Origin of the sequence: Parendozoicomonas sp. Alg238-R29 (assembly GCF_947331445.1) — a bacterium.
In the GTDB taxonomy this organism is placed as follows: Bacteria; Pseudomonadota; Gammaproteobacteria; order Pseudomonadales; family Endozoicomonadaceae; genus Sansalvadorimonas.
Window position 1 is genome coordinate 1 of record NZ_CAMZOG010000033.1, and the last position, 20,447, is coordinate 20,447.

Annotated in this window: 14 protein-coding genes; 1 reads left to right on the top strand and 13 read right to left on the bottom strand. The window is 48.9% G+C overall.

Annotated elements, in window-relative coordinates:
• From tssI to QMA35_RS10145, 12 genes are all read right to left on the bottom strand, one after another.
• On the bottom strand, positions 1–1,189 hold a 1,189-nt coding region (tssI, locus tag QMA35_RS10090; RefSeq protein ID WP_281647025.1), incomplete at its 3' end, for a type VI secretion system tip protein TssI/VgrG.
• Positions 1,186–3,585, bottom strand: coding sequence for an MFS transporter (locus QMA35_RS10095; RefSeq protein WP_281647026.1), 2,400 nt, complete (start codon positions 3,583–3,585; stop codon positions 1,186–1,188). The genes QMA35_RS10095 and tssI, both read right to left, overlap by 4 nt.
• Entirely contained in the window at positions 3,572–6,148 is a 2,577-nt protein-coding gene (gene tssH / locus QMA35_RS10100; protein ID WP_281647027.1) for a type VI secretion system ATPase TssH, read from the bottom strand. The genes QMA35_RS10095 and tssH overlap by 14 nt, the downstream gene beginning before the upstream one ends.
• 1 nt (position 6,149) lies before the next feature.
• A complete protein-coding gene (locus QMA35_RS10105; RefSeq protein WP_281647028.1) occupies positions 6,150–7,223 on the bottom strand; it encodes a type VI secretion system baseplate subunit TssG in 1,074 nt (357 codons plus the stop codon).
• Positions 7,202–9,004, bottom strand: coding sequence for a type VI secretion system baseplate subunit TssF (gene tssF, locus QMA35_RS10110; protein WP_281647029.1), 1,803 nt, complete (start codon positions 9,002–9,004; stop codon positions 7,202–7,204). The genes QMA35_RS10105 and tssF overlap by 22 nt, the downstream gene beginning before the upstream one ends.
• 45 nt (positions 9,005–9,049) lie before the next feature.
• Positions 9,050–9,490: a type VI secretion system baseplate subunit TssE gene (tssE, locus tag QMA35_RS10115; RefSeq protein WP_281647030.1), complete on the bottom strand. Its 441-nt coding sequence runs from the start codon at positions 9,488–9,490 to the stop codon at positions 9,050–9,052.
• Positions 9,487–10,974 carry a type VI secretion system contractile sheath large subunit gene (locus QMA35_RS10120; RefSeq protein ID WP_281647031.1) on the bottom strand — a complete coding sequence of 496 codons (1,488 nt, stop codon included), beginning with the start codon at positions 10,972–10,974 and terminating at the stop codon, positions 9,487–9,489. Before QMA35_RS10120 ends, tssE begins: the two co-directional genes overlap by 4 nt.
• A gap of 14 nt (positions 10,975–10,988) precedes the next feature.
• Positions 10,989–12,464, bottom strand: a complete 1,476-nt coding sequence (gene tssC / locus QMA35_RS10125; RefSeq protein WP_281647032.1) for a type VI secretion system contractile sheath large subunit — start codon at positions 12,462–12,464, stop codon at positions 10,989–10,991.
• Positions 12,464–12,973, bottom strand: a complete 510-nt coding sequence (tssB, locus tag QMA35_RS10130) for a type VI secretion system contractile sheath small subunit (protein WP_281647033.1) — start codon at positions 12,971–12,973, stop codon at positions 12,464–12,466. The genes tssC and tssB overlap by 1 nt, the downstream gene beginning before the upstream one ends.
• 92 nt (positions 12,974–13,065) lie before the next feature.
• Positions 13,066–13,605, bottom strand: coding sequence for a type VI secretion system tube protein Hcp (locus QMA35_RS10135; protein ID WP_281647034.1), 540 nt, complete (start codon positions 13,603–13,605; stop codon positions 13,066–13,068).
• A gap of 223 nt (positions 13,606–13,828) precedes the next feature.
• Complete coding sequence (locus tag QMA35_RS10140) at positions 13,829–15,331, bottom strand: type VI secretion system ImpA family N-terminal domain-containing protein (RefSeq protein ID WP_281647035.1); 1,503 nt, start codon at positions 15,329–15,331, stop codon at positions 13,829–13,831.
• The gene (locus QMA35_RS10145; protein WP_281647036.1) at positions 15,328–16,881 is read right to left on the bottom strand and encodes a tetratricopeptide repeat protein; all 1,554 of its coding nucleotides are present in this window, start codon (positions 16,879–16,881) and stop codon (positions 15,328–15,330) included. The genes QMA35_RS10140 and QMA35_RS10145 overlap by 4 nt, the downstream gene beginning before the upstream one ends.
• Positions 16,882–17,071: 190 nt before the next feature.
• Between QMA35_RS10145 and QMA35_RS10150 the strand changes: the two genes are divergently transcribed.
• Complete coding sequence (locus QMA35_RS10150) at positions 17,072–17,980, top strand: LysR family transcriptional regulator (RefSeq protein WP_281647037.1); 909 nt, start codon at positions 17,072–17,074, stop codon at positions 17,978–17,980.
• Here the strand turns inward: QMA35_RS10150 and QMA35_RS10155 are convergent.
• A complete protein-coding gene (locus QMA35_RS10155; RefSeq protein WP_281647038.1) occupies positions 17,961–20,234 on the bottom strand; it encodes a PAS domain S-box protein in 2,274 nt (757 codons plus the stop codon). The genes QMA35_RS10150 and QMA35_RS10155 overlap by 20 nt on opposite strands.
• Positions 20,235–20,447 lie beyond the last annotated feature (213 nt).

Below are 20,447 nucleotides of genomic sequence, written 5' to 3' on the forward strand. Positions count from 1 at the left end.
CCCAGTGAAACTGCACTTTGACCCGGTTGTAATCATCCATATGGATTTCTTCCGAAGAAGGCCCGGTTACCACAGCGCTCTGCAGCCCAAGTATTTGGGGCTTGTTAAATATTGGCAGGGGGCGATAGTCAGCACCTGCAGGGATGCATTGAAATCGGTTACTGTATTGAGGCTCTCTGAAGCTTTCTTCTGCTAAAAACTGATGAGTCACTGCCAGAATCAAGTGCTCACCTTGCTCTTCAGCATCGGGATGGTGATCCAGAGAAAAGCGCTTACCAGCAGCAAAGCCACTCAAACTACTACTGCCTTCTACCTGACTGAAGCGACTGTCAAAACCCTCAATAGCCTGCCCCGCAATATCGGAGCCAGCGTTTTTCTCTATGAAGCGGCCGGGATAATAGTAATGCTGAAGGGTTCTCTGAGCTTTCAGCCCTGAAGCACTGTTAACCTTAGTACCCGGCATGGCTTCGGCCAGCTCATAGCTGTAATCAGACGTCTGCACACTGCCTGCTGTTAAAGAGAAGCTGTGCTGCCAGTCTGTTATCGCCCACTCACGCTTTTTGCTTTCTGCAAAATATTCAATGTCACTGTGCTGAACCTTGGAGAAGCAGCTGTTATCGCTACCGATCACAAGCGTGTGATCACCTTTCTGCTGCTGAATATGATAATGCCAACCTTCTTCATTCAAGATACGGGTAATAAATGCCAGATCCGTTTCATTAAACTGGACACAGTATTCGCGAGCCTTGTCTCCACTGGCTGCCAGATCCAGTTGGCTGCTGAAACCATGTTCACCAGCAAGAGTCTTGACAATGTCACTGGCTTTTTGCTGTTGAAAAACACGACAGTGTGTCCGGTGTTGTAACAAACTGAACCAGGGAACCAACACTGCCGAGTACTGTTCGTACCCACGGCTTTGCAGCGCACCTGTTTTACGGATATTGACGCAGATTCCGTGAAAGCTGGTTTCCTGGCTTTTACTGCTTCCCTGCTGGGGGCGATAATTTACACTGATGCCTTTACCCAGCAGGCTTTTGGGATCTGCCTTTCTGGCAATAAACGACACATGATGCTCATACAGCCCATCAACACTGTCGTGGCTTTCCAGCCGAGTCACAATCCACTCATCACCGCTCTCGGTCTGGAGAGTCAATGGCCGTTTTTTCGGATCATAATCCTGTGCCGTCATAGAGCCTCTCCAACCCGGCCAGAGTGTGGAACTGTGTTTACTGCACGTTTGTGGGATACAACAGCAAACATGGTCGCTAGAACAAACAGACCACAAGCCATCCAGACCAGAGCCTGCTGCCCAGAAGTGGCAAATATCAGAATTTGTCCAGCCAGCAATGGTCCAAGAACATGGCCAAAACGCTCAAGGAAACGGTAAAAAGTGACTGTCGACTGAAGGCTGATCTGTTGTTCATCAACAACAGAGATCACATGGCTGACGACCGGAGCATTAATACCACCATGGGATAGCCCCAGAAGAAAAACACCGCCAATGATGATGCTCACGGCCATGAACACCTGCTCGCTACCCACCAGCCAGAAGCCGGTTGCGGTTGTCAGAGTCGCCAGCCCGGACAGCGTCATTGACCAGGAAAGAATTTTTGCAGTATTACCCTTCTGATCAACCCAACCGGATAACAGCCGTGTACCCAGCAAGACTGCGATAGCATAAGCAATAATAATCTGGCCAATGTCTTCACTGGCAAACCCTTGCCGTGATAGAAGCAGAGGCAAGGTAAAAGTCACTATACCGGTCAGTGTTGCTTTCGCCGGCAAACCGATACAGGCCATGGCACCCAAAAAGCCACGATGTTTCACTAGCCGACCATACTCAGCAAGATTACTGGAAGGGTTTTCATAACTACGAAGGCTATTATTGTTCGCCGCCAGATTTTTTAGCCGGGAACGCTCAAGCATAAGGGCGGCAATGACAAAGCCAACACATCCTGACAACGCACTGATCATGAACACCCCTTGACTGCCCAGATAACTGGCCAGAAGTGCTCCTAATGCTGTGCCACAGATAAAACCACCGTTAAAACTGATAACAATAATTGAAGCACCGGATGTACGGTTGCTGGCAGATGTATTGGCAAGGATTTCATTCTGTACCGCAACCATCAGTAGTCCCTGCCCTGCTCCCGCCAGGACACGGGCCAAAATTATCAGTTCAACGCCACTGTTGGCGGATAACCCTGTGAACAGCAGCAGAGCGCCAGCAACGGCCATGGTAAATCCCATCAATAACATAGGATGGTTACCCCAACGACTGCACAACCGGTTACCCGGAAGTAACATCAGGGCAAAACTCAGGAAATAGAGCATGAACAAGATAGAAGTCAGTCCCGTTCCCAAACCAGCATGAGTAGCCGCCTGATTAAGGAGTTCTGGAAGAATCGCGGTATAAAGTGACTCCATAAATACAGCGATAAAAAACAGCGGATGTAGAATTTCCAGTGTTCGATCCGAAACTTTCCCTGAGAGTTTTGCTTTATGCAATGAAGGCTGGCGTACTAAACGGTTAAACAGAAGAGACAATAGCAACGTGGTTAAATACAGAGCGGTAAAGTTTTTACCGGCTCTTAAAACCTGCAGAACGACTTCAGAAAACGGCATTGTTGTCGTTAACCGCATACCACCACTTGCTAACAACGACTCGTCAGATAGCTGATAAAAATCACCTGCAAGTGGCCGACCTATCATTTCGTAATCGGAACTATGAGTAATAACACTGTTCTGGCTGAGAGTGATTGCCTGCAGCTCTGGGTTCAACATGTGATATTCCTTCAGCAACCCATCAATACCACTGAGCATATTCAGGGGAATACCATGGCTGTCTGCCGCAGAGAGCCGGGTCAGCAGAGAGTCATTAACCTGCCGAACCTGATTCCCTGCACTCTGGATATAAAGCCCAGTCAGTACCAGAACAAGAACCAGAGACATAAGTGAAAATGACAGTGTGAACCAGCCCTGCTCTCGCCAGAATCGTGGCAGAGGACTGCGAGCCAATAACCAGCTGGCTGGCAAAGTCAGTACAACAAGTGCCAATACAATCACAAATAGAGGAGAGAATATCTGATCAACCATGGTATCAATGGCTGACTTCGACAGAACGACCTGCAAATACCCTTCAGCTTCAAGCCGGCCATTCAAAGGCAAACGAAAGGAGATGGCATCGTCATCTTCAGCCATCCCCATAGTTTCTGCCGTAACCTCTCTATTCAGCAGAATTTCTCCACTGTGGCGTGGGTAAATCTGCCTGCCACTGCTATCAACAATGGTCATACTGGTCACGCCACTGTCTGCCAGCAATGTTGATTGAGCCAGCCTGTCCAAACCGGCAATATCATCAAGCGGAATGCCAGAGTGGATGGAATTTTCAATAGAGGTGCGCACCAGGCCAGCCTGTGCGCCAGCCTGTTCTTGACGAATTTTCTTCACTGTAAGCAGGGTTTCACCATAACCGGCGTATACCAGCAACAACAGAGCAAGTATCGAAATCAAGGCATTGGAGAAGATTCGCCATAATGACAAACCAGATTCCAATACCTCTATCTCGGGTTTAACTGACTGCAATACTTAACTCCCGGTTTTCCACACCAACATCAATACGATTGATACCAAGTCCACCACTGGATCTGACCAGACACTCTCGGGCAAGATTCGGCATAAGCTTCCGATGAATAATCTGCTCAACAGCTCGGGCACCGGCATGAGGGCTGTTATTCCACATCACCAGGCGCTCTATAGCGTCTTCATCAACCACAAACTCAGCCTGATACTTTTCGGTGATGTTGTTCTCTATACGCTTAAGAGCTATACGACAAATTCGCTTCAGCTCATCATCTGTCAAAGGCAGGTAAGGAATAACATGGGCACGACCAATAAAGGCAGGCTTGAAGTGGTTAAGAAGGTCATCCTCAATATCTGCCATAATGTCGTTGTAATCAGGGTTGAGTGGGTAAACATTTTTGTTAGCTGTAACAAAATCACAGATAGCAAAGTCAGCCGCATTAGAGGTCATGATAATCAGAGTGTTGCGGAAATCGACCTCACGTCCTTCACTGTCGGCAATGCGGCCTTTATCAAATATCTGATAGAAAATATCGTGCACACCTTGGTGGGCTTTCTCCATTTCATCAAGCAACAACACAGAGTGAGGATTGCGACGCACAGCTTCGGTCAGTACACCGCCTTCTCCGTAGCCCACATAACCTGCGGGGGCTCCCAGTAACATGGAGACTTTGTGTTCCTCCTTGAACTCAGTCATGTTGATGGTGATCAGGTTCTGCTCACCACCAAACAATTGATCAGCTAAAGCCAGCGCAGTTTCTGTTTTACCTACGCCGGAAGGGCCACACATCAGGAATACGCCCATGGGGCGACGACTATCCCCAAGGCCTGTACGGTTGATGCGGATGGCTTCACTGATCGCATTAATCGCCATATTCTGGCCAATAACACGCTGTTTGAGAGACTCCTCCAGGTTCAAAAGACGCCGTGTTTCATCAGCAACCATCCGGGACGCGGGAATGCCGGTCCAGCTCTCAATAACCTGTGCAACCACCTGATCATCAACCAGAGGCTTAACCATGGGCTGATCCCCCTGCAACTCGGTCAGATCAGCTTGCAACTGATGCAAATCAGCTAACTGGATTTCATCCCCTGATTGTTCAAACTCTTTTGACAGTGAAGTAATTTGTTCAACAAGATATTTCTCCTGCAACCAGCGTGCGTTCAGAGTTGCAACTTCGACACTGATATCGGTCAGGGACTGGTCGAGTTCCTGCAGCCGTTCACTGTGATCCTGCCCACTAAATCTTTCACTGGTCAGCGCTGCAAGCTCTTGCTCGACATACATTTGCTGCTGCTCAAGTCGACTGATCTGGGCTGGCGTGGCCTGCATTGATAACCCGATGCGGGAGCATGCCGTATCCAGAAGGCTGATGGCTTTGTCTGGCAACTGTCGTTCAGGGAGATAACGAACAGACAGGCCCACGGCGGCTTCTACGGCACTGTCCAGTACTCGAACACCATGGTGCTCCGCCAGAGATGACACCATCCCCCGGACCATTGCAGTAGCATCTTCTTCCCCCGGCTCATCAACCTTAACCACCTGAAAGCGGCGAGTGAGTGCTGCATCACTCTCAAAATATTTTTTGTACTCGGCCCAGGTTGTTGCCGCAATGGTACGAAGTTCTCCCCGTGCCAAAGCTGGCTTGAGAAGATTGGCCGCATCGTTCTGACCAGCGCTGCCTCCAGCGCCAATCAGGGTATGGGCTTCGTCAATAAACAGAATAATTGGCGTTGCGGAACTCTGGATTTCATTGATGACATCCTGCAAGCGCTTCTCAAATTCGCCTTTAATACTGGCACCAGCCTGCAATAAAGCCAGATCAAGTGTTCGTAGCTCAACCCCTTGCAGATTATCGGGAACTTCTTTGGCCACTAAGGCACGGGCTAAGCCTTCAACGACTGCAGTTTTACCAACACCAGGCTCTCCAACCAGAATCGGGTTGTTCTGACGACGGCGTGACAACACATCAATCATCTGCCTGATTTCATCCTGTCGGCCACTGATTACATCAATCTCATCAGCGGTTGCCTGTGCAGTCAGGTTGTGAGTGTACTTTTCGAGGGCAGCTGTCGCAGATGGCAGGTTTTGATCACAACTGTCTGCGTCTGGTTGCTTACCAAGGCTTTGAAGATTTTCCCGAGAGAGCTTGCGCAATTCCTCTGTCAGAGGAGATGACGCCAGCATAAAGCTATCCCGGTTCACCAGAGCCAGCAGCAGGTGAGACAGCTGTATCTGAGTTTGACCTGCACTCAGAGAGGCCGCCACCCAGGCATCCTGCATAACATTGACCAGAGTTGATGACAGCGCCGGTGCTCCCTGATGCCCCCGATCAAATGTCTCTATTCTCTGCTCAAGATTTTGCAACATGATTTCATGGTGAAGACCCGCCTGTTTAGCAATACTGGCAAATCCGGCTCCTCCCGATGACACCAACTGCCAGAGCCAGTGCTCGACCTCAACAGCTCTGTTTCCCCGACCCGCACAATCTGCGGCGGCGGTTTCCAGTGAAGAGAGAAGCTCCGGTACTAACCTGTCAATCAACTGCTTGAGTTCCTGCTGCATATTAAAGACCTGCTTTCCTGTTTTGTTTTTTATTGTTTATATAACCGGTGCGATGGCTTTCGAGAGTAATCAGTACGTTTTTTGAAACCTCTGCGGAGCCAGTTATGCGAGGTTTATGCAGTCCTGTACCCAGCCCGAGAGCTGCTGATTTTGTTACAGAGCAGGCATGCCCCGACATCAATTGCGCTTGAGGTAAAAATTCTGACGGGCAATGCAAACAAATAGCAAAATCCACGCGATGCCCGAGAAACAAACGGCACATCTCGGACATGACTGACATCAATTTCTGATCTCGTTCAAGACGACGTCGATCACGTGCTGATGCAACCCGAATCCGTATTTCCAATCGATCACTCGCCAGCCAGGTGCTGCGTCCGACTAAAGCGCCTTGTCCAAGCCGGTTTGTATCTGTGGGCCATGCCGACAGGCCAGTACGACACTCATCTGTCAAATAGTGTTTTCTAAGGGGAACAGCCGACACCGAAATATCCATGGCGAAGTAGTCCACTAGAATCTGTTGCAGCAGAGCAGGAGACGTTGACTTCTGACCAATCAACCCAGCGTAAGCACTCAGATGATCCGCAGGTATATGCTGTGGTTTTTGCAGACCAGCCAGAGCACACAACTGGTCACCAAGACTAAGGCGAGACGAAGCTCTTTTATCACTCTCAAAAAGGCAGACAAGACGATTGCGGGTAATAACCCGATAGCTATTCCACAGATTCCTTTGACTGAAAATATCATAAAAATCCTGCAACCCGGCATTGTCACTGCCAACACGAAGCCGGTGAGCCGAATCCTGATAGCCGTAAGGCAAAACACCATGAATACCGGTTAAAGCCGGCAAGGTCACAGACAACGTCCAGTGGCTCCCCATACAGCTTACGCCGGTCACTTCAGCATCAGTGACCCGATAACCAGGATCATTAAGCAGATCCAGAGTAAGAGGTGCCTGCTGTTTTGAACCAAGCAGGGTTTTGACAGCCTGTGCAAATTGCCACCGTTCAGGTTTTGTCTGCAGTTCAATAGCCAGACTGGCTGGCCGCATTTGGCTCACCCCTGTCGTCTTGGACATTGATAAAACACTCCTGACTCACCTTTCAGGCAAACCTGCAGACGAGTAAAACTATTATGGCCAGCATATCCAGACAGCACTTGATCAAGCACTTGTATAAACGCCATCATCGACACACCACTGATCCGGGAATCATCCAAAGTCAAAGTGATCTCGGTCCCCTGCATATAGCACTGCCGCCCCTCAATTTTCATGGGTGCAACCATGACATCAGCCTTGAAATCGACAATCGCTTCAATACAACGGCGCTGCCCGGCATGGCCGGTCAGGTTATACAGTGATAACAACTCCCGTAATTGCGCCGCAGGGTCATCAGCTCCGAGCAGCGCTTCGAAGTTCAGTTGCAGATGAGCCAACAGAGCCCAGCGATGAGCATGTCCGGGTTCTGGCTTCCAGGGTGCAGAAACTTTACCTAGTAGTTTGGGCGGAACAGGCAGAGAAAGACTTTCCAGACAAGACAAAGAATGCAGAAGCCCAAGCTCCAGCGGTTGCTCGCCATTACTGCAAGTCAGCCTTGGAGACAATTGCCTCATCCAGCTCCCTTCAGGGGCTGGTTTCATCGGATCCAGATTCAAATCGGTCAGGGACAGCTCACCGTGACTCTCACCTCCTGCACCAGGAGTGCCCTCAGGTTGATAATGCCAATAACAGTCGTGATGTCTGCTCGCTGCTGAATATTTTTGCCCGTAAACCGACGGCAAAGGCTCCGGCTTTAATCCGGAGATATCCATAACGGAATCGACCGAAAAAACCTGTTCATGATTGGCAGAGCGGGCGTCTATCACCAGCGGATAACCCAACCGCGTATGATCGACTTTAAGAGGTTCACCTTTACGCTGATAAAGATTCACCACAGGTGCACAGCCCAACTGAAAGTTCTCGGGACTGAGAGATCGTGAAAGCTCAACAGGGCAATCTTCCAGATAGATACCCAGTGAGATTTTATTGCCTGAGAAACGGGCCAGTTTATCTTTGAGGCCTGCGATACGAACAGACAGGAAAACATTCTGGTAGGCAAAATATTCTATCAATAGCTGGTAACCTGGAAAGGTATTACCAGCCAGAGGCAGAACACGCTCATCAGGGTTCATTAATACAGGCTGCACACTGTCAGCTGGTAAACGCACACGAACACCAAAGCTATCAAACAAAACCAGCCCGCGAACTTTACTGAACAGTTGGTCGTACAGCTTTTGGGTCAGGTTCAATTCACCTTTCAAATAAATATCGAGAAAGCTCAGATCACCAGTTTTCTGGAACCCTAGACTGGCATCAAGCAGTTGTATATCCAGCCGTAACATTGCAGCTGGGCTACCTGCTGGTTTTGGTGAAGGGATAGAAAATGGTGTGTGTTCAACAGCCACATCCGCAACCTGAAATGGCAGAAGTTGCAGAGAACTGCAGGTGCGAAATTCACAATGCCTGTCTTCATCAAGAGTGGCCCGAAAGCGACTCCCTGCGTTAACAGTCTGAATCGAAGCCACATTCTTCGAAGGTTTCACCTGCATCATTCCGACACAGGGTAAGGGTCGCAGAAAATGAGGGAACAACAGGTTGAATAGTGGTTCTGTCAGCTGTGGTAATTCCTCGTCCAACTGCTGGCTCAAACGGGCATTCAGCAAAGCCACAGACTCAACCAGACGGGAAACATCCGGGTCTTCAACAGCCTCACCACTGACACCAAGACTGCGAGCCAATCCAGGATGCTCGCTGGCAAACTGTCCAGCCTGTTTACGAAACCAGGACAGTTCACGCTCATACCAGAGAGAAAGGTCAGACATACTTGTCTCCATCAACAGCCTGACGGTGTTCGTATATCCACAGAGTCATGGCTGGTACCCCTCAATCATTAAGGTACTGTTAGTCAAATTAATTGTGGTATCGAAGACTTCCCGCTCACCATTCTGTCCAGCAACAGAAGCTTCAATATGGAAACAGAGGGCATTGTGTTGCTCGTCTATCTGTTCCAACTCAACAACGATTTGCTGCAAACGGGGTTCGAAGGTCTGGATAAGACCTTCTAGATCACGGCAGATCTCACTGATTTCCACGGAGTTTCGACAACGGTGCAGATTCCCCATGCCGTAGTTGTAAAGAGAACACTTAAGCTCAATGCTTGATGCATTAACTTCAGCCACTGAGCGACGGGATTCCAGCACCATTTCTAGATTGCGACAGACTGATTCACGTAAGTCCGTGCTGTAAGGTACGTTCGTATTCTGCTGTGCACCGGACTGATGATCCAGGAAGTGATCCAGTAAACTCATCCGGCTCTCCCGATGGTTCTCTCTCCCGCACCAGTGCTGCCTAGCTCTGTACGCAATACGATGCTGGAGCTGAGAAAGTCAAATTGATACTGGGGTTGAAGGGATATCTGACAGTGGTAACGTCCGCTACTGGCATCACCGGACACCTTGACCATGGAGCGTTTCAATGGATAGCGGGAAAGAATATGTTCTTCTGCATGTTCGATATTAGACGTATAAGTCTGAAGCCAGCTGTTCAGTTCCCGCTCGCATTCCGAAGCAGATTTATAGCTACCGATTTTGTCGCGAATCTGGATTTTCAGATAATGACCGATACGACAGGCTAACAAAGTCGTCTGCAGCATACTGATGACTGTCTCATCACTTTTTCTGGATAACGGAGCGTCTGGCTGAAAAACTGAGCGATTACTGTAAATACCAACGCTGCCGGTCAGGTAACCACTGGCTAAAGGAATGAAACCGTTATCGCTGTAAAAATTCTCCAGCGACGGTGTGACCCTCAGAAAAGCAGTAGGATCGTCGTATAAATCGACAACAGCGCCACCACTTGCAACATCATGACCACCGCGCAAAAAACCGAACCAGCTGATCCGGCAAAACTCTCTCAGAATATTATCTGCCAGAGCAAAGGCACTGTTGCCCCATAATGTACTGCTACCAGAGCCAGTAGAGGATTGCTCTTCAAACACAAAACCACTGTGATAGCTTTTCCATGGTTTGCGTACACGTAACGCTGGCCAGGTTAACCCCAAAAACTGACTGACTCTTTCCTTTCTAAGCTGTCGCCAACCAATAAAGTCGTCGCTGGCCAGTATCCGCCTTACTCGCTCAGGATCACACCAAACATCGGCATCGTCTGTGCCAATAAAGTCACCAGCAACTGGCATAAGTACTGGGCATAAGGCTTCATGGCCGAGCTGCCCCAGTAATTGCAGGGTATAGAGATCATCATGCTCCCCCGTCACGCTGATCTCTGTTGATGCCTCGTGGTCAATCAGTAACAACCCAAATGGCTGGCCACCAGACGTATTAAATTCCTGCTGATATATTTGTCGATAAAGGGTTGAATCTTTCAGGGAAAAGCTCAGATTCAGATCATCTGACACTCGCTCCCAGTTCATATCCAGAATGCGAATACGAACCTGGTGACGAGGATAGTGTTTGTCAGATAACGCTTTGGTATTTCGCCACAGTGCTTCCAGTGCCTTGAACGACGCATGCTGAATAACAAGCTCGACCTGTCGGCCGAGTTTTTCATCAATCTCAACAATCAGCCTCTGTATAACGGCTTCACACCATTCGTCCCGCTCTTCATGGGAAAGCGCTTCCAGCTCTGATGCAGCCTTTAAAGCCTGTGTGAATAGTTGATACAAAGCATTCATAAATGACTGGAAAGACACCGCATTCGTGCAGAAAAAAGGCTGTAGCCGAAGACATCCAGCACTGGCAAGGGGAGTGAGTGCCGCCACTCCGACTACAGCCACAACAAACGTCACTGTTAGCCAGGAATATTGGCGACCATCCGCAAAGATGTCGTCAGTTCTTCCAGCTGTAACCAAGGTCGCAAATAGGCAATGGCAGAGTAGCAACCAGGTCGTCCCGTCTGCTCTTCAACCTTAATCACAGCTTCCCGCAAAGGCTTCTCAGCTTTCGCATCATTACCGACAGCATTGGCATTTACGTACTGCCCTATCCAGGCTTTCATGTCATTTTGGACATCAACCGGATCCATAGAGGAACCTATTTTGTCCCGTCCCATAACTTTCAGATAATGGGCAACACGGGAACTGGCCATGATGTAAGGAAGGCGCGCAGAAATTGCAGCATTGGCCGTTGCATCAGGGTCGACAAATGTTTTAGGACGCTGAACGGTCTGCGCTCCCATAAAGACGCCATAGTCACTGCCTTTGTAATGCACCAGAGGCAGCAAACCGAGATCAGAAAGTTCTTTCTCCCTTTCATCGGTCAGATTCACTTGGGTTGGGCACTGCTGAACCTGATCACCCGCCTCTGATTTGTAGACGAAATTAGGCAATGCTTCGACCTTTCCGCCATTTTCGGCGCCACGAATGGCCGTGCACCAACCGTATTTCGCAAATGAGTTATTGATCAACAAACCAAGATCAAAGGCAGCATTGGTCCAGGTAAAGTCCTGCTCACCCTGAGGGCGGCGCTGGCCATCTGTATCCTTACGAAACTCTTCGAAATTAAACTCTTTGACACTTGTTCCGTTCTCGCCGTATGGCATACGGGATAAGGTTTTCGGCAAAGTCAGAGTGACATAGCGAGAGTCGTCACTGTTACGGAAAGAGTTCCAACTGACATAAGCTGGCGTATCGAACCCGGCAGCAACAGGCTTACCTTCATTGAACGTGTCAAAGCTGTTGAAATCAAAGAGCACTGGGCTGGCAGCAGCAATAAAAGGAGCATGGGATGCTGCGGCCACTTCTCCGACATAGCGAAGTAGAGCGACATCTTCATCTTTATGGGTAAATTCAAAATCACCGATCAACAAGCCAAAGGGTTCACCTCCAGCAGTGCCATACTCATGTTGATACACTAAGTCGAAAAAGCGACTGCGGCCGATAGCTGGCGCATCTTCAAACTGCTCAAGCAATTCCTCTCGGGTAAAATCGATAATACGAACTTTTTGTTGGCGACCCAGTTCGCTTTTCTTGACCAGCTTGTTCAAGCCGCGCCAAGAACCTTCCAGTTTCTGGAAGGATTCATTATGCATGGCAGCCGCCAGCTGCACAGAAATTTTTTCATCGAGAGCCAGAATGGCATCTTCAATGGTTTTGGTCAGATTTTTATCCCAGGTCACCGTACCTTCCATGACCTGCCCCATCAGTACAGACAACAACTCTTTTGTTGTGTCCTGGGGGATTTGGGAGGTGACAGCAATGGCCTGATCCAGAAAACTCAGCCCTTCAGTTACTTCGCCCGCCTGGGCTTCCAGTTGTTCGGTGCTCATTATGCGTCCTCCCCGCTTTTCAGACCCAGTTCATCTATCAGCGATGAAGTAGCCTCCTGGCTCTGCAAAACCTGCTTCAACAACTTTTCAAGGTCTCGGGAACGATCCGCTTTGGACAACAATTCTTTCAGCTGATTTCTGGTATCCATCAACTGCTTAAGTGGTTCAATTTGGCGAGCCACATTTGCTGGCTCAAAGTCTTTCATGGATTTAAAAGACAGATTCACTTCAAACTGATCATCAGCATCAGTCAACTTGTTATCAATTTTATAACTGAGCTGCGGATCCACTTTGTTCATCACAGAATCAAAGTTGTCTTTATCCACATCGATAAAACTGCGGTAATCAACCTCATCTTTTTCATGTTCGGGTTTATGCCCGGCAAAATCTCCGACAACACCAACAACAAAAGGCAGTTCTTTTTTCTCTAAAGAGCCATTTGTTTCCACGTCGTATGTCAGACTGACGCGGTTTTTACTGATACGTTTCTGTTGTGAATTTAGAGCCACTTCTTTTCCCCTTCCCACGAAGCTCGATTAATCGTTCTGAAACTCTCCGCTGCCAGAAGAATGTCAAAAGACAGCGGAGATTAATCAGGCTATCAGCTGCCCATAGCGTGGGATTCGGCCACACCGGTTGGCAGGTCGTAGGTCACATCACCACCTGCAACCAGATTGCCGCCTTCTTCTTCATGCCAGTGCTTAAACGACACCTTGCTGTAAGAAAGGGCAATATTTTCAAAAGGAGTCGCACCATCAGAACCGCTCAGGGAGTAGTTAACGATCCGAGCCTGCTCCAGAGTAATCATCAGGTAAACTTCTGCACCCTGACCAGTGCGGGCTGGCTTGGTTACGATAATTTCAACAGTGTCACCGGACTCACCGGGCACATACATGTGGGAGAGAATGTTCTCAGAGGCACCGTCCAACTCTTTGCTGACAGAAATTTCACTCATGGCCACCATACCCGCATCACGGTTCATGCCGTTGCCGATATCCATGGAAACATTTCTGGCTGCCCCCCAGTTAAAAGAGCGAATGGCAAACCAACCACCTTCGGACACACCAGCGTCCCCGGTGTAGGATGCAGTCGCATCACCATTACTTTCGAGGTCACCGATTTTCATATAGATGTTAGCCATGACTACAACCCTTCTGTTTCACTTGCTATAAAATCCGGGCGCAAAAACCCTGTACCATTAATCAATAAGTAAATGGCTTGAGGAAAAACCCGGACTGTTTTTGTTAACGATTCAAATCAATTTGTTTGCGTTTTGCTTACTGTTACTTACGGCCCGCCAGATTGAAAAGATTCAAAAAATATCGTTTTATTTGTAAGACAATGTAATTCTATTTTTACAAAACCTAACGTTTCTTCAGCTGAGACAAATCAATACCTCCCGGCCCTGTTGATTTACGCGCAATGGGTTTCTTTTCCTCTCTGGAGGAGAGATTCACAAAGCTGGGAACACCCGTTTGCGGTTTCTGTGTTTTTACATCTGCCTGACGCTGTTCAGGCTCATGTGTTGAGCGTTGAGCAGGTACAGGTGGAACATCCGCATTTTTCTCCTGAGTGGGAGGTGGCTTTGAAACACTCTGTACTGATGTATTGTTATCTAATACTGATTCACGGTTTATTGATCGCAACTGTGAGGGAGCTTTAGGGTTTTCCGTCGGAGGCGCCACCAGCTCTTGTGCTGAAGAACCAGGTATATGAACTTTCTCTGCATTCATTCCGGTCAATTCGCCAATGCGCCCCATCAAACCGTCATGCCCTTGTACCAGTTCATTGATAAGATCCGGAAGTGGGGTGTATCCCCAACGGATAGCTTTCTCAATCAATCCAGATACGGGGCTTTGAGGTTCGGTGCGGGAAAAATAATCGGCAATTAATCGTAACTGCTGAAATGCCTGATCACGGTTGTAAATCGCTTCACCTTGAGCTGACATAGTGTTTTTCTTCTTTTCTGGCTGAGCAGGAACATCATCGGTTTCTGTATTTTCCTCTTCAACCACCTCAGCCTGATCAATAGATTGTGACTGCACATCAAGAGGCCAAGGTACCAGTGCACCGTCTGTTAATACTTTGATGGCGTTCAGGTTTGCATTCAGCTGTGCCCGTAAGAAACGACTACTGACCGATGTGGCCCCGCAGCTTTTGGCATACTCAGACAGAGTCGAATCAAGAACATCAAGAGTTTTCAGTGCTGCTCCTATCGCCAGAATACGCTCAATTACTTGACCCTGTTCATCTGCCAGAGCCTGACGGGCTCGTTGTTGTAACTCATTGCGATTGCCCTGACGATCAGCATTACGCCAATCGGTAAAATCAATATCAGCAATCAGTGGCAACATCCTGAGAGGCAAGCCAAGCAGGCTGCTCTCCTCAGATTCGCCGAATATTTGAACCAATGGCCGCAGTTGCAATTCCGCCCGCTCTGCCCGCTTGCCTGCCTCATCCTGCGTGCGGAGTTTTGCATCTGGCACACGGGGGTGAACCTGCTCACCAAAACGACTGACACAAACTTCAATCAGCTGCAGACATCCAGCCAGGTTTTCATAAGGTTGCCTGGAGAACAGCTGAGCCAGAGCTAGCCAACTAATACATTCAAGATCCTTTGAACGGGTAGCAATAACGTCTTTCAATTGATCAGACAATACCTGCCAGTTACCCAGATTCTCCTGTTGAAGATCATCCAGTGCATCTTCCGGGGGATTATTGGTCAGCTTACGAAACGATGTTTGAGCAACGTTATAGGCATTTCGCAGGGGACGATAACTGGTACGGTCATCTTTCAGGTACACGCCGGCTGGGTTTTCGCCCTCTATTGGCAGAAGAAGTTTGTCCATCTGCTGGGCAATAGTCATGACTGCTCTCCCTGATTTGAGGCAGTGTGCCCTGGTAGAATTTGTTGGGACAAAGCTGAGTTATCTTCAACTTTTCGAATATTATCAAACAGAGATTGAGACAATGCCTGAGCCTGCTCAAGTTGCGGACGGGACATCTGAACGGCAGCAGCATCACGCAAAGGGGCTGCGGGACGATAACCCAACGCAACGGCAACGTTCAGCCAGGCATACCCCTTCTGAAGATTGGCAGAACCGCCCTGCCCCCTTAAAGACAGCAAACCTAAAGCGTAACTGCTCCAACCATCTCCCAGCTGAGCGACCTCTTCCAGCTCCTGTCGAGCTTGATACATTTCGCTGCCTGCCAAACCGGTACCAAAGTCATACCATTTCTGATCATCCAGCTGCAAATAAGCTTGCACCCTTCGCGCTTCAAGATGCCCAGATTCAGCACTACGCTGTAACCAGCGCCCTGCATGAAGAATGCTGGCAGGCTCTGAGTTACCCTGCAGGCTATCCAAACCCAGATTATATTCGGCCGCAGATGAACCTAACTCCGCAGCCCATTCGAAATATTCACGAGCAGACACCGGATCTCGTTCCACCCCTTTGCCCAGCAAAGTTCGCCAGCCCAGTTCATTGGCAGCTGAGCTACTGCCTGCAGCAATAGCTTTTTCCAGAGTGGCAGCTCCCTTGGAGAGATTCGCCATTTCTCCAAGCCCTTCTACTTCCATCAACCCTTTAAGGTACAGAAGCTCGGAAGATGGCTGCGCTGACTGAAGGTAATTGGCTGTCAGTCTGTTATTGGCCGTAGCACCAACACCGTAGAAGCTCATAACAGCAAGATGAGAACGCGCCAGAGCCCTCAGCTTCTTGTCTGCATTTGTATTGTCTGCCAGCTGTTTCAGATAAGTTCTGGCCTGCTGGTCATCCCGGGGAATATTGTCTTTACCAAGATACAATCGGCCTACAACCGCCTGTGCCGGACCATAACCAGACCTGGCCGATGCCAGCAATGATTTAAGAGCCCTGGATGGTTGCTCAGGCAACTGAATAATACCAGCAAGATAATTGGCAAACGGGCCCCGGTGATTGAGTTGATCCAGCGTATTCAAAGCGCTTTGGCGGCGCAGTGAGGGGTTAACCTGAGAACCCAATCCGTATCCCTGCCAGATAAGCAGAGCCTGATGAACACGGGCATTGTCATTACCCTCATCTGCCAATTGTCCAACCCACTTCACTTCCAGTGCGGCAATGCGCCGGAATACACTGTCTTGGTCGAGACTGGAAACATCTCCAGCCTGAACAGGCAGAGGCAGTAACTGCAGAGAATCAAGAAGACGCTGATAAGACGACTCCGTTCGCTCAAGAGGCCAGCTGTTCCGGTCATACTCCATCACGGGGGCTTTCAGCTCGTAGTTGCTGATAAAGCCCAGATAAGAACCCCATGATTCGGTTTTGGGTTCAACAACCGTACAACCCGCTATACTCAACGCCAGAACAGGAAGGGCGATGTGTTTTATTACACTCGGCCACTTGTTGCTTCTTGCTGTGAAAAACGCTCGGGTCAAAAGACTTACCTCAAAACTACTTGTCACTGACTCGTTATGTACTCTTATCAAGCTCAGCTAGATTCAATGTCAGTAGCCGCAGGGTAACGGTGAGGCAATATTTTTTAACTCCAATCTTTGCAAATCAGCTTTGCATATATGCAACAATAACCAACACAGCAGTGTGCCCGTATCGGGTATCGTCCCCACCATGGATCTAAACGCAGTAAAACTCTTTATAAGCGTGGCTGAAGCTGGCAGCCTTTCTGCCGCATCACGCAATCTGGACCTTCCGGTATCAACAATAAGTCGTCGTATACAGGCGTTGGAAAAACAGCTGGATACTCGGTTGCTGGAACGAAGCACCCGTAAAATGCAGCTGACACTCAGCGGGGAAGATCTTTACGATAGCTGTGTCTGCGCGATTACAACCCTTAAGGATGCAGAGCACACTCTCACAGACCGGCGTGACCTGCCATCCGGGGTAGTAAGAATTACAATTCCCCTCGGTTACAGCGAACACCTGTTTCTGCCACTTCTGCAAAGGTTCAGGCGACACTACCCTGATATAAGCATCCGAACATCCTGTCATGGAACGGGCACAGAACTGAGCTCCGGACTATCCGACATTATGTTCTGCACAGAACCTGTTGAAGATCACCGGGCTTCAGCACGTTCATTGATAGAGTTCCGGCACCAACTGGTAACCTCACCAGCCTACCAAAGTCAAATAGCGACTCTCAATCACCCAGAGGATCTGCTTCAGTATGATTGCGTTCTTTTCGGTCAGGCCTGTAAGCCAGGCGTGTGGCAATTTGAACGCAGGGATCAGTCGGCATCCTCCAGAGTACTGCCACCGGATGAGATGGTTTTTGATTGTTACTCTCTGGTACAGGAAGCATTGATTGGAGGACTTGGCATCGGTGAAGTGCCAGCCTTAATGGCTGGCCCACTCTGCGAAAAAGGGTTATTAATTCCGGTACTCCCAGAGTGGACTATGGGAAAAGGCAACCTGGATGCTGTGATTCCGGCACATCGACAACTAACAAGAGCTGCGAAGGTCTTTATGGGTTTTGTTGAGGAATATCTGTCCTCAGCAATCAACTGGCCTCTTCTGTAGCCACCCCTGACACCCGTTTTTTCAAGTGGCGGACTAACCGGTTGGCATTGCTTCCCTGCTCAGGGTACCGGGCTGTTTCCATAACGAACTTTGGAAGCACCCGATCCCCCGTAGCCATCACCACCGGAGTAGATAGAGCCTGTTTCACAATATCGGCAATATCCTCTTGCTGATTTCCTTCTCGAAGGACAGCGAATTCATCCAGCCCACAACGGGACAAGGTCACATCAAGGGGCAATCGATCCTGCAGTTGGAACGCCGATCTTTTCAAAACCTGGTCTCCCATAACATGGCCATGGCTGGTATTGAGAGCCACCAGGTTGGTTATTCGTATTAGCGTTATTTCCACCGAGTAATGTCGCACTCTTGCTCTCTGGCAAGCCATGTGCAACCGATCCTGAAACAAGTGTCGGTTCGGCAAACCAGTCAGTGGATCATTTTGTTTGGCAAACATTTCAGCATCCCTCTGACTGTTCGCTTGGACACCAGACGAGTAAATACCAAGGTAATGCTGTGTTTGCCCATCAATCACTATGGCTTGAATCGACACATGTTGGCGAATAACAGAACCATTGCGGCAACGATTCCAGATTTCTCCCTGCCATTTCCCCAGCTGATGAACCTCATTCCACAGCTCCTGATAGAAACTGTGATCATGACGACCCGAACTGAAGATGGTCGGTGTATTCCCGACTAACTCTTCAGCGCTGTACCCCGTTGCGTCCTGAATAGAGCGATTGGCACTGACGATGCAGTGGTTAGCGTCTGTAATAACAATACCTTCACCAATGTTATTCAACACCATCTCAATTTTTTTCTGTTCAACCTCCTGCTGACGGGTATAGGTTATATCCATCACCATGGTGACCATTACCCGTGTTGTTGAGCCTGCCCGATACAGGCGGTACTTAAGTACAGAGTAGAATTTAGGCCCGTCCAGAGTTTCCATCACCATTTCATAGCACTGACTCTTATCGCTCTGGAAAAGCTCTTTATCCGGTCGGCTTAGCTGGCGCTCTTGCTTATACTTTTTCGGCAAATGCTCCAAATCGGTACGCAGGAGTTTAAGAAAGGACTCATTGGCATAGAAAAACTTCCCGGTATCCTCCATAAGTGAAATCGCAACCGGAGCACGATCCATCATAATTTCTGCATTCTGCCGATAGGCTTTAACCATTCGCTCCAGCATCACCTGATCATGGATATTGACTCCCACTCCACGATACCCAACAAAGATGCCCTGCTCATCCCTGACTGGCCTGCCACTCAGTGCAACCCAGTATTCTTTCTCGCCCACAGGAACTCTTATATTACGAATGGGTAGATGATCAGCCGTTGCCCTGGCCGCATCAGAAAGACCTTTTCCCTGAAGCAAATCAATTAGATTTTTTCCCTTGACCTGAGATGCACCCACACCGGTCTGCAACGAAAACTGACTCGAGATATTGGAAACTTTCAGATCTGCTCCCGTCTCCCAAAACCAGTCTGAACCACTGCGGGCAAAGTCCTCAAACCGGTCACGGGTCAGTTTCAGTTCGGCTTCCATCTCTCGGTATGCAGTGATATCAGCGAGCATTCCCACCGCTCTGACCGGCGAACCATCGTGTGCCCGTTCACACACCCGCCCCCGGTCTCGAACCTGCTTAATCTGCCCCTGCTTGGTATAAATGCGATATTCCACATCATAGAAATCTGACTCGCCAGAGAGATGTTTCTTTAAAGCAGCAAGAACTCTGGTTGCATCATCTTCATGAACCAGATCATACCAGCCTGAAAATTGGGGCTTACGCTCACCAGGCTCAAAACCCAGCATCCGATCCAGTTCGGGACTGAAGTAAACTTCATCGGTTTTTGCATTCCAGTCCCACAATCCATCACAGGATTCATTGAGTGCAAAAGACAACTGAGTTTCCCTAACCCGGGAGGTATCCTCACGAGCCGAGACCAGATAATAAGCTGTATCATTCAGAACAGAATTAGAAGCCATCAGTTCAACAGTGACGTCTGAAAGAGTGAGTAAGTTACAGGCAGAGACACTGGTTTTGTTTTCACATAGAAGATCCAGCTCTTCACGAGTGAACTTCCGACCTGCCTGAGAGGAAAAAACATCGGAGAAAGCCCGCCCACTGACCTCCACTTGTGAAGTTCCAAGAAAAGTAGACATAACAGTATTCAGGTAACGGACTTGCAGCTGCTCTGCTGAGACCAGCATAAGAGGTGTCGGCAACTGTCCGTAAACAGACTCAAAGCACATGATGTACAACTGATAAAATAGGGGGGCCAGAAAGTTCGGTTAACTCATTGAAGACCCAAACAACAGGCTGGGCAATGTGCCACAATCCCAGTCCAATAGCTATCTCAAGTACCAGCCATATGGCGTCCTTGAAAGGTCGCGGACAAGAAAAGGTCGCGGACAAGAAAAAACCGCTTGCCTTACGACAAACGGTTTTTCTATAAACTTCTGTGA

Bases quoted from the DNA above. Each gene is read 5' to 3' on its own strand.
- QMA35_RS10155 (WP_281647038.1), bottom strand. From the start codon at position 20,234: ATGTGCTTTGAGTCTGTTTACGGACAGTTGCCGACACCTCTTATGCTG.
- tssE (WP_281647030.1), bottom strand. From the start codon at position 9,490: ATGAGTTTACTGGATCACTTCCTGGATCATCAGTCCGGTGCACAGCAG.
- QMA35_RS10150 (WP_281647037.1), top strand. From the start codon at position 17,072: ATGGATCTAAACGCAGTAAAACTCTTTATAAGCGTGGCTGAAGCTGGC.
- QMA35_RS10105 (WP_281647028.1), bottom strand. From the start codon at position 7,223: ATGTCCAAGACGACAGGGGTGAGCCAAATGCGGCCAGCCAGTCTGGCT.
- tssF (WP_281647029.1), bottom strand. From the start codon at position 9,004: ATGTCTGACCTTTCTCTCTGGTATGAGCGTGAACTGTCCTGGTTTCGT.
- tssH (WP_281647027.1), bottom strand. From the start codon at position 6,148: ATGCAGCAGGAACTCAAGCAGTTGATTGACAGGTTAGTACCGGAGCTT.
- QMA35_RS10135 (WP_281647034.1), bottom strand. From the start codon at position 13,605: ATGGCTAACATCTATATGAAAATCGGTGACCTCGAAAGTAATGGTGAT.
- QMA35_RS10140 (WP_281647035.1), bottom strand. From the start codon at position 15,331: ATGACTATTGCCCAGCAGATGGACAAACTTCTTCTGCCAATAGAGGGC.
- tssC (WP_281647032.1), bottom strand. From the start codon at position 12,464: ATGAGCACCGAACAACTGGAAGCCCAGGCGGGCGAAGTAACTGAAGGG.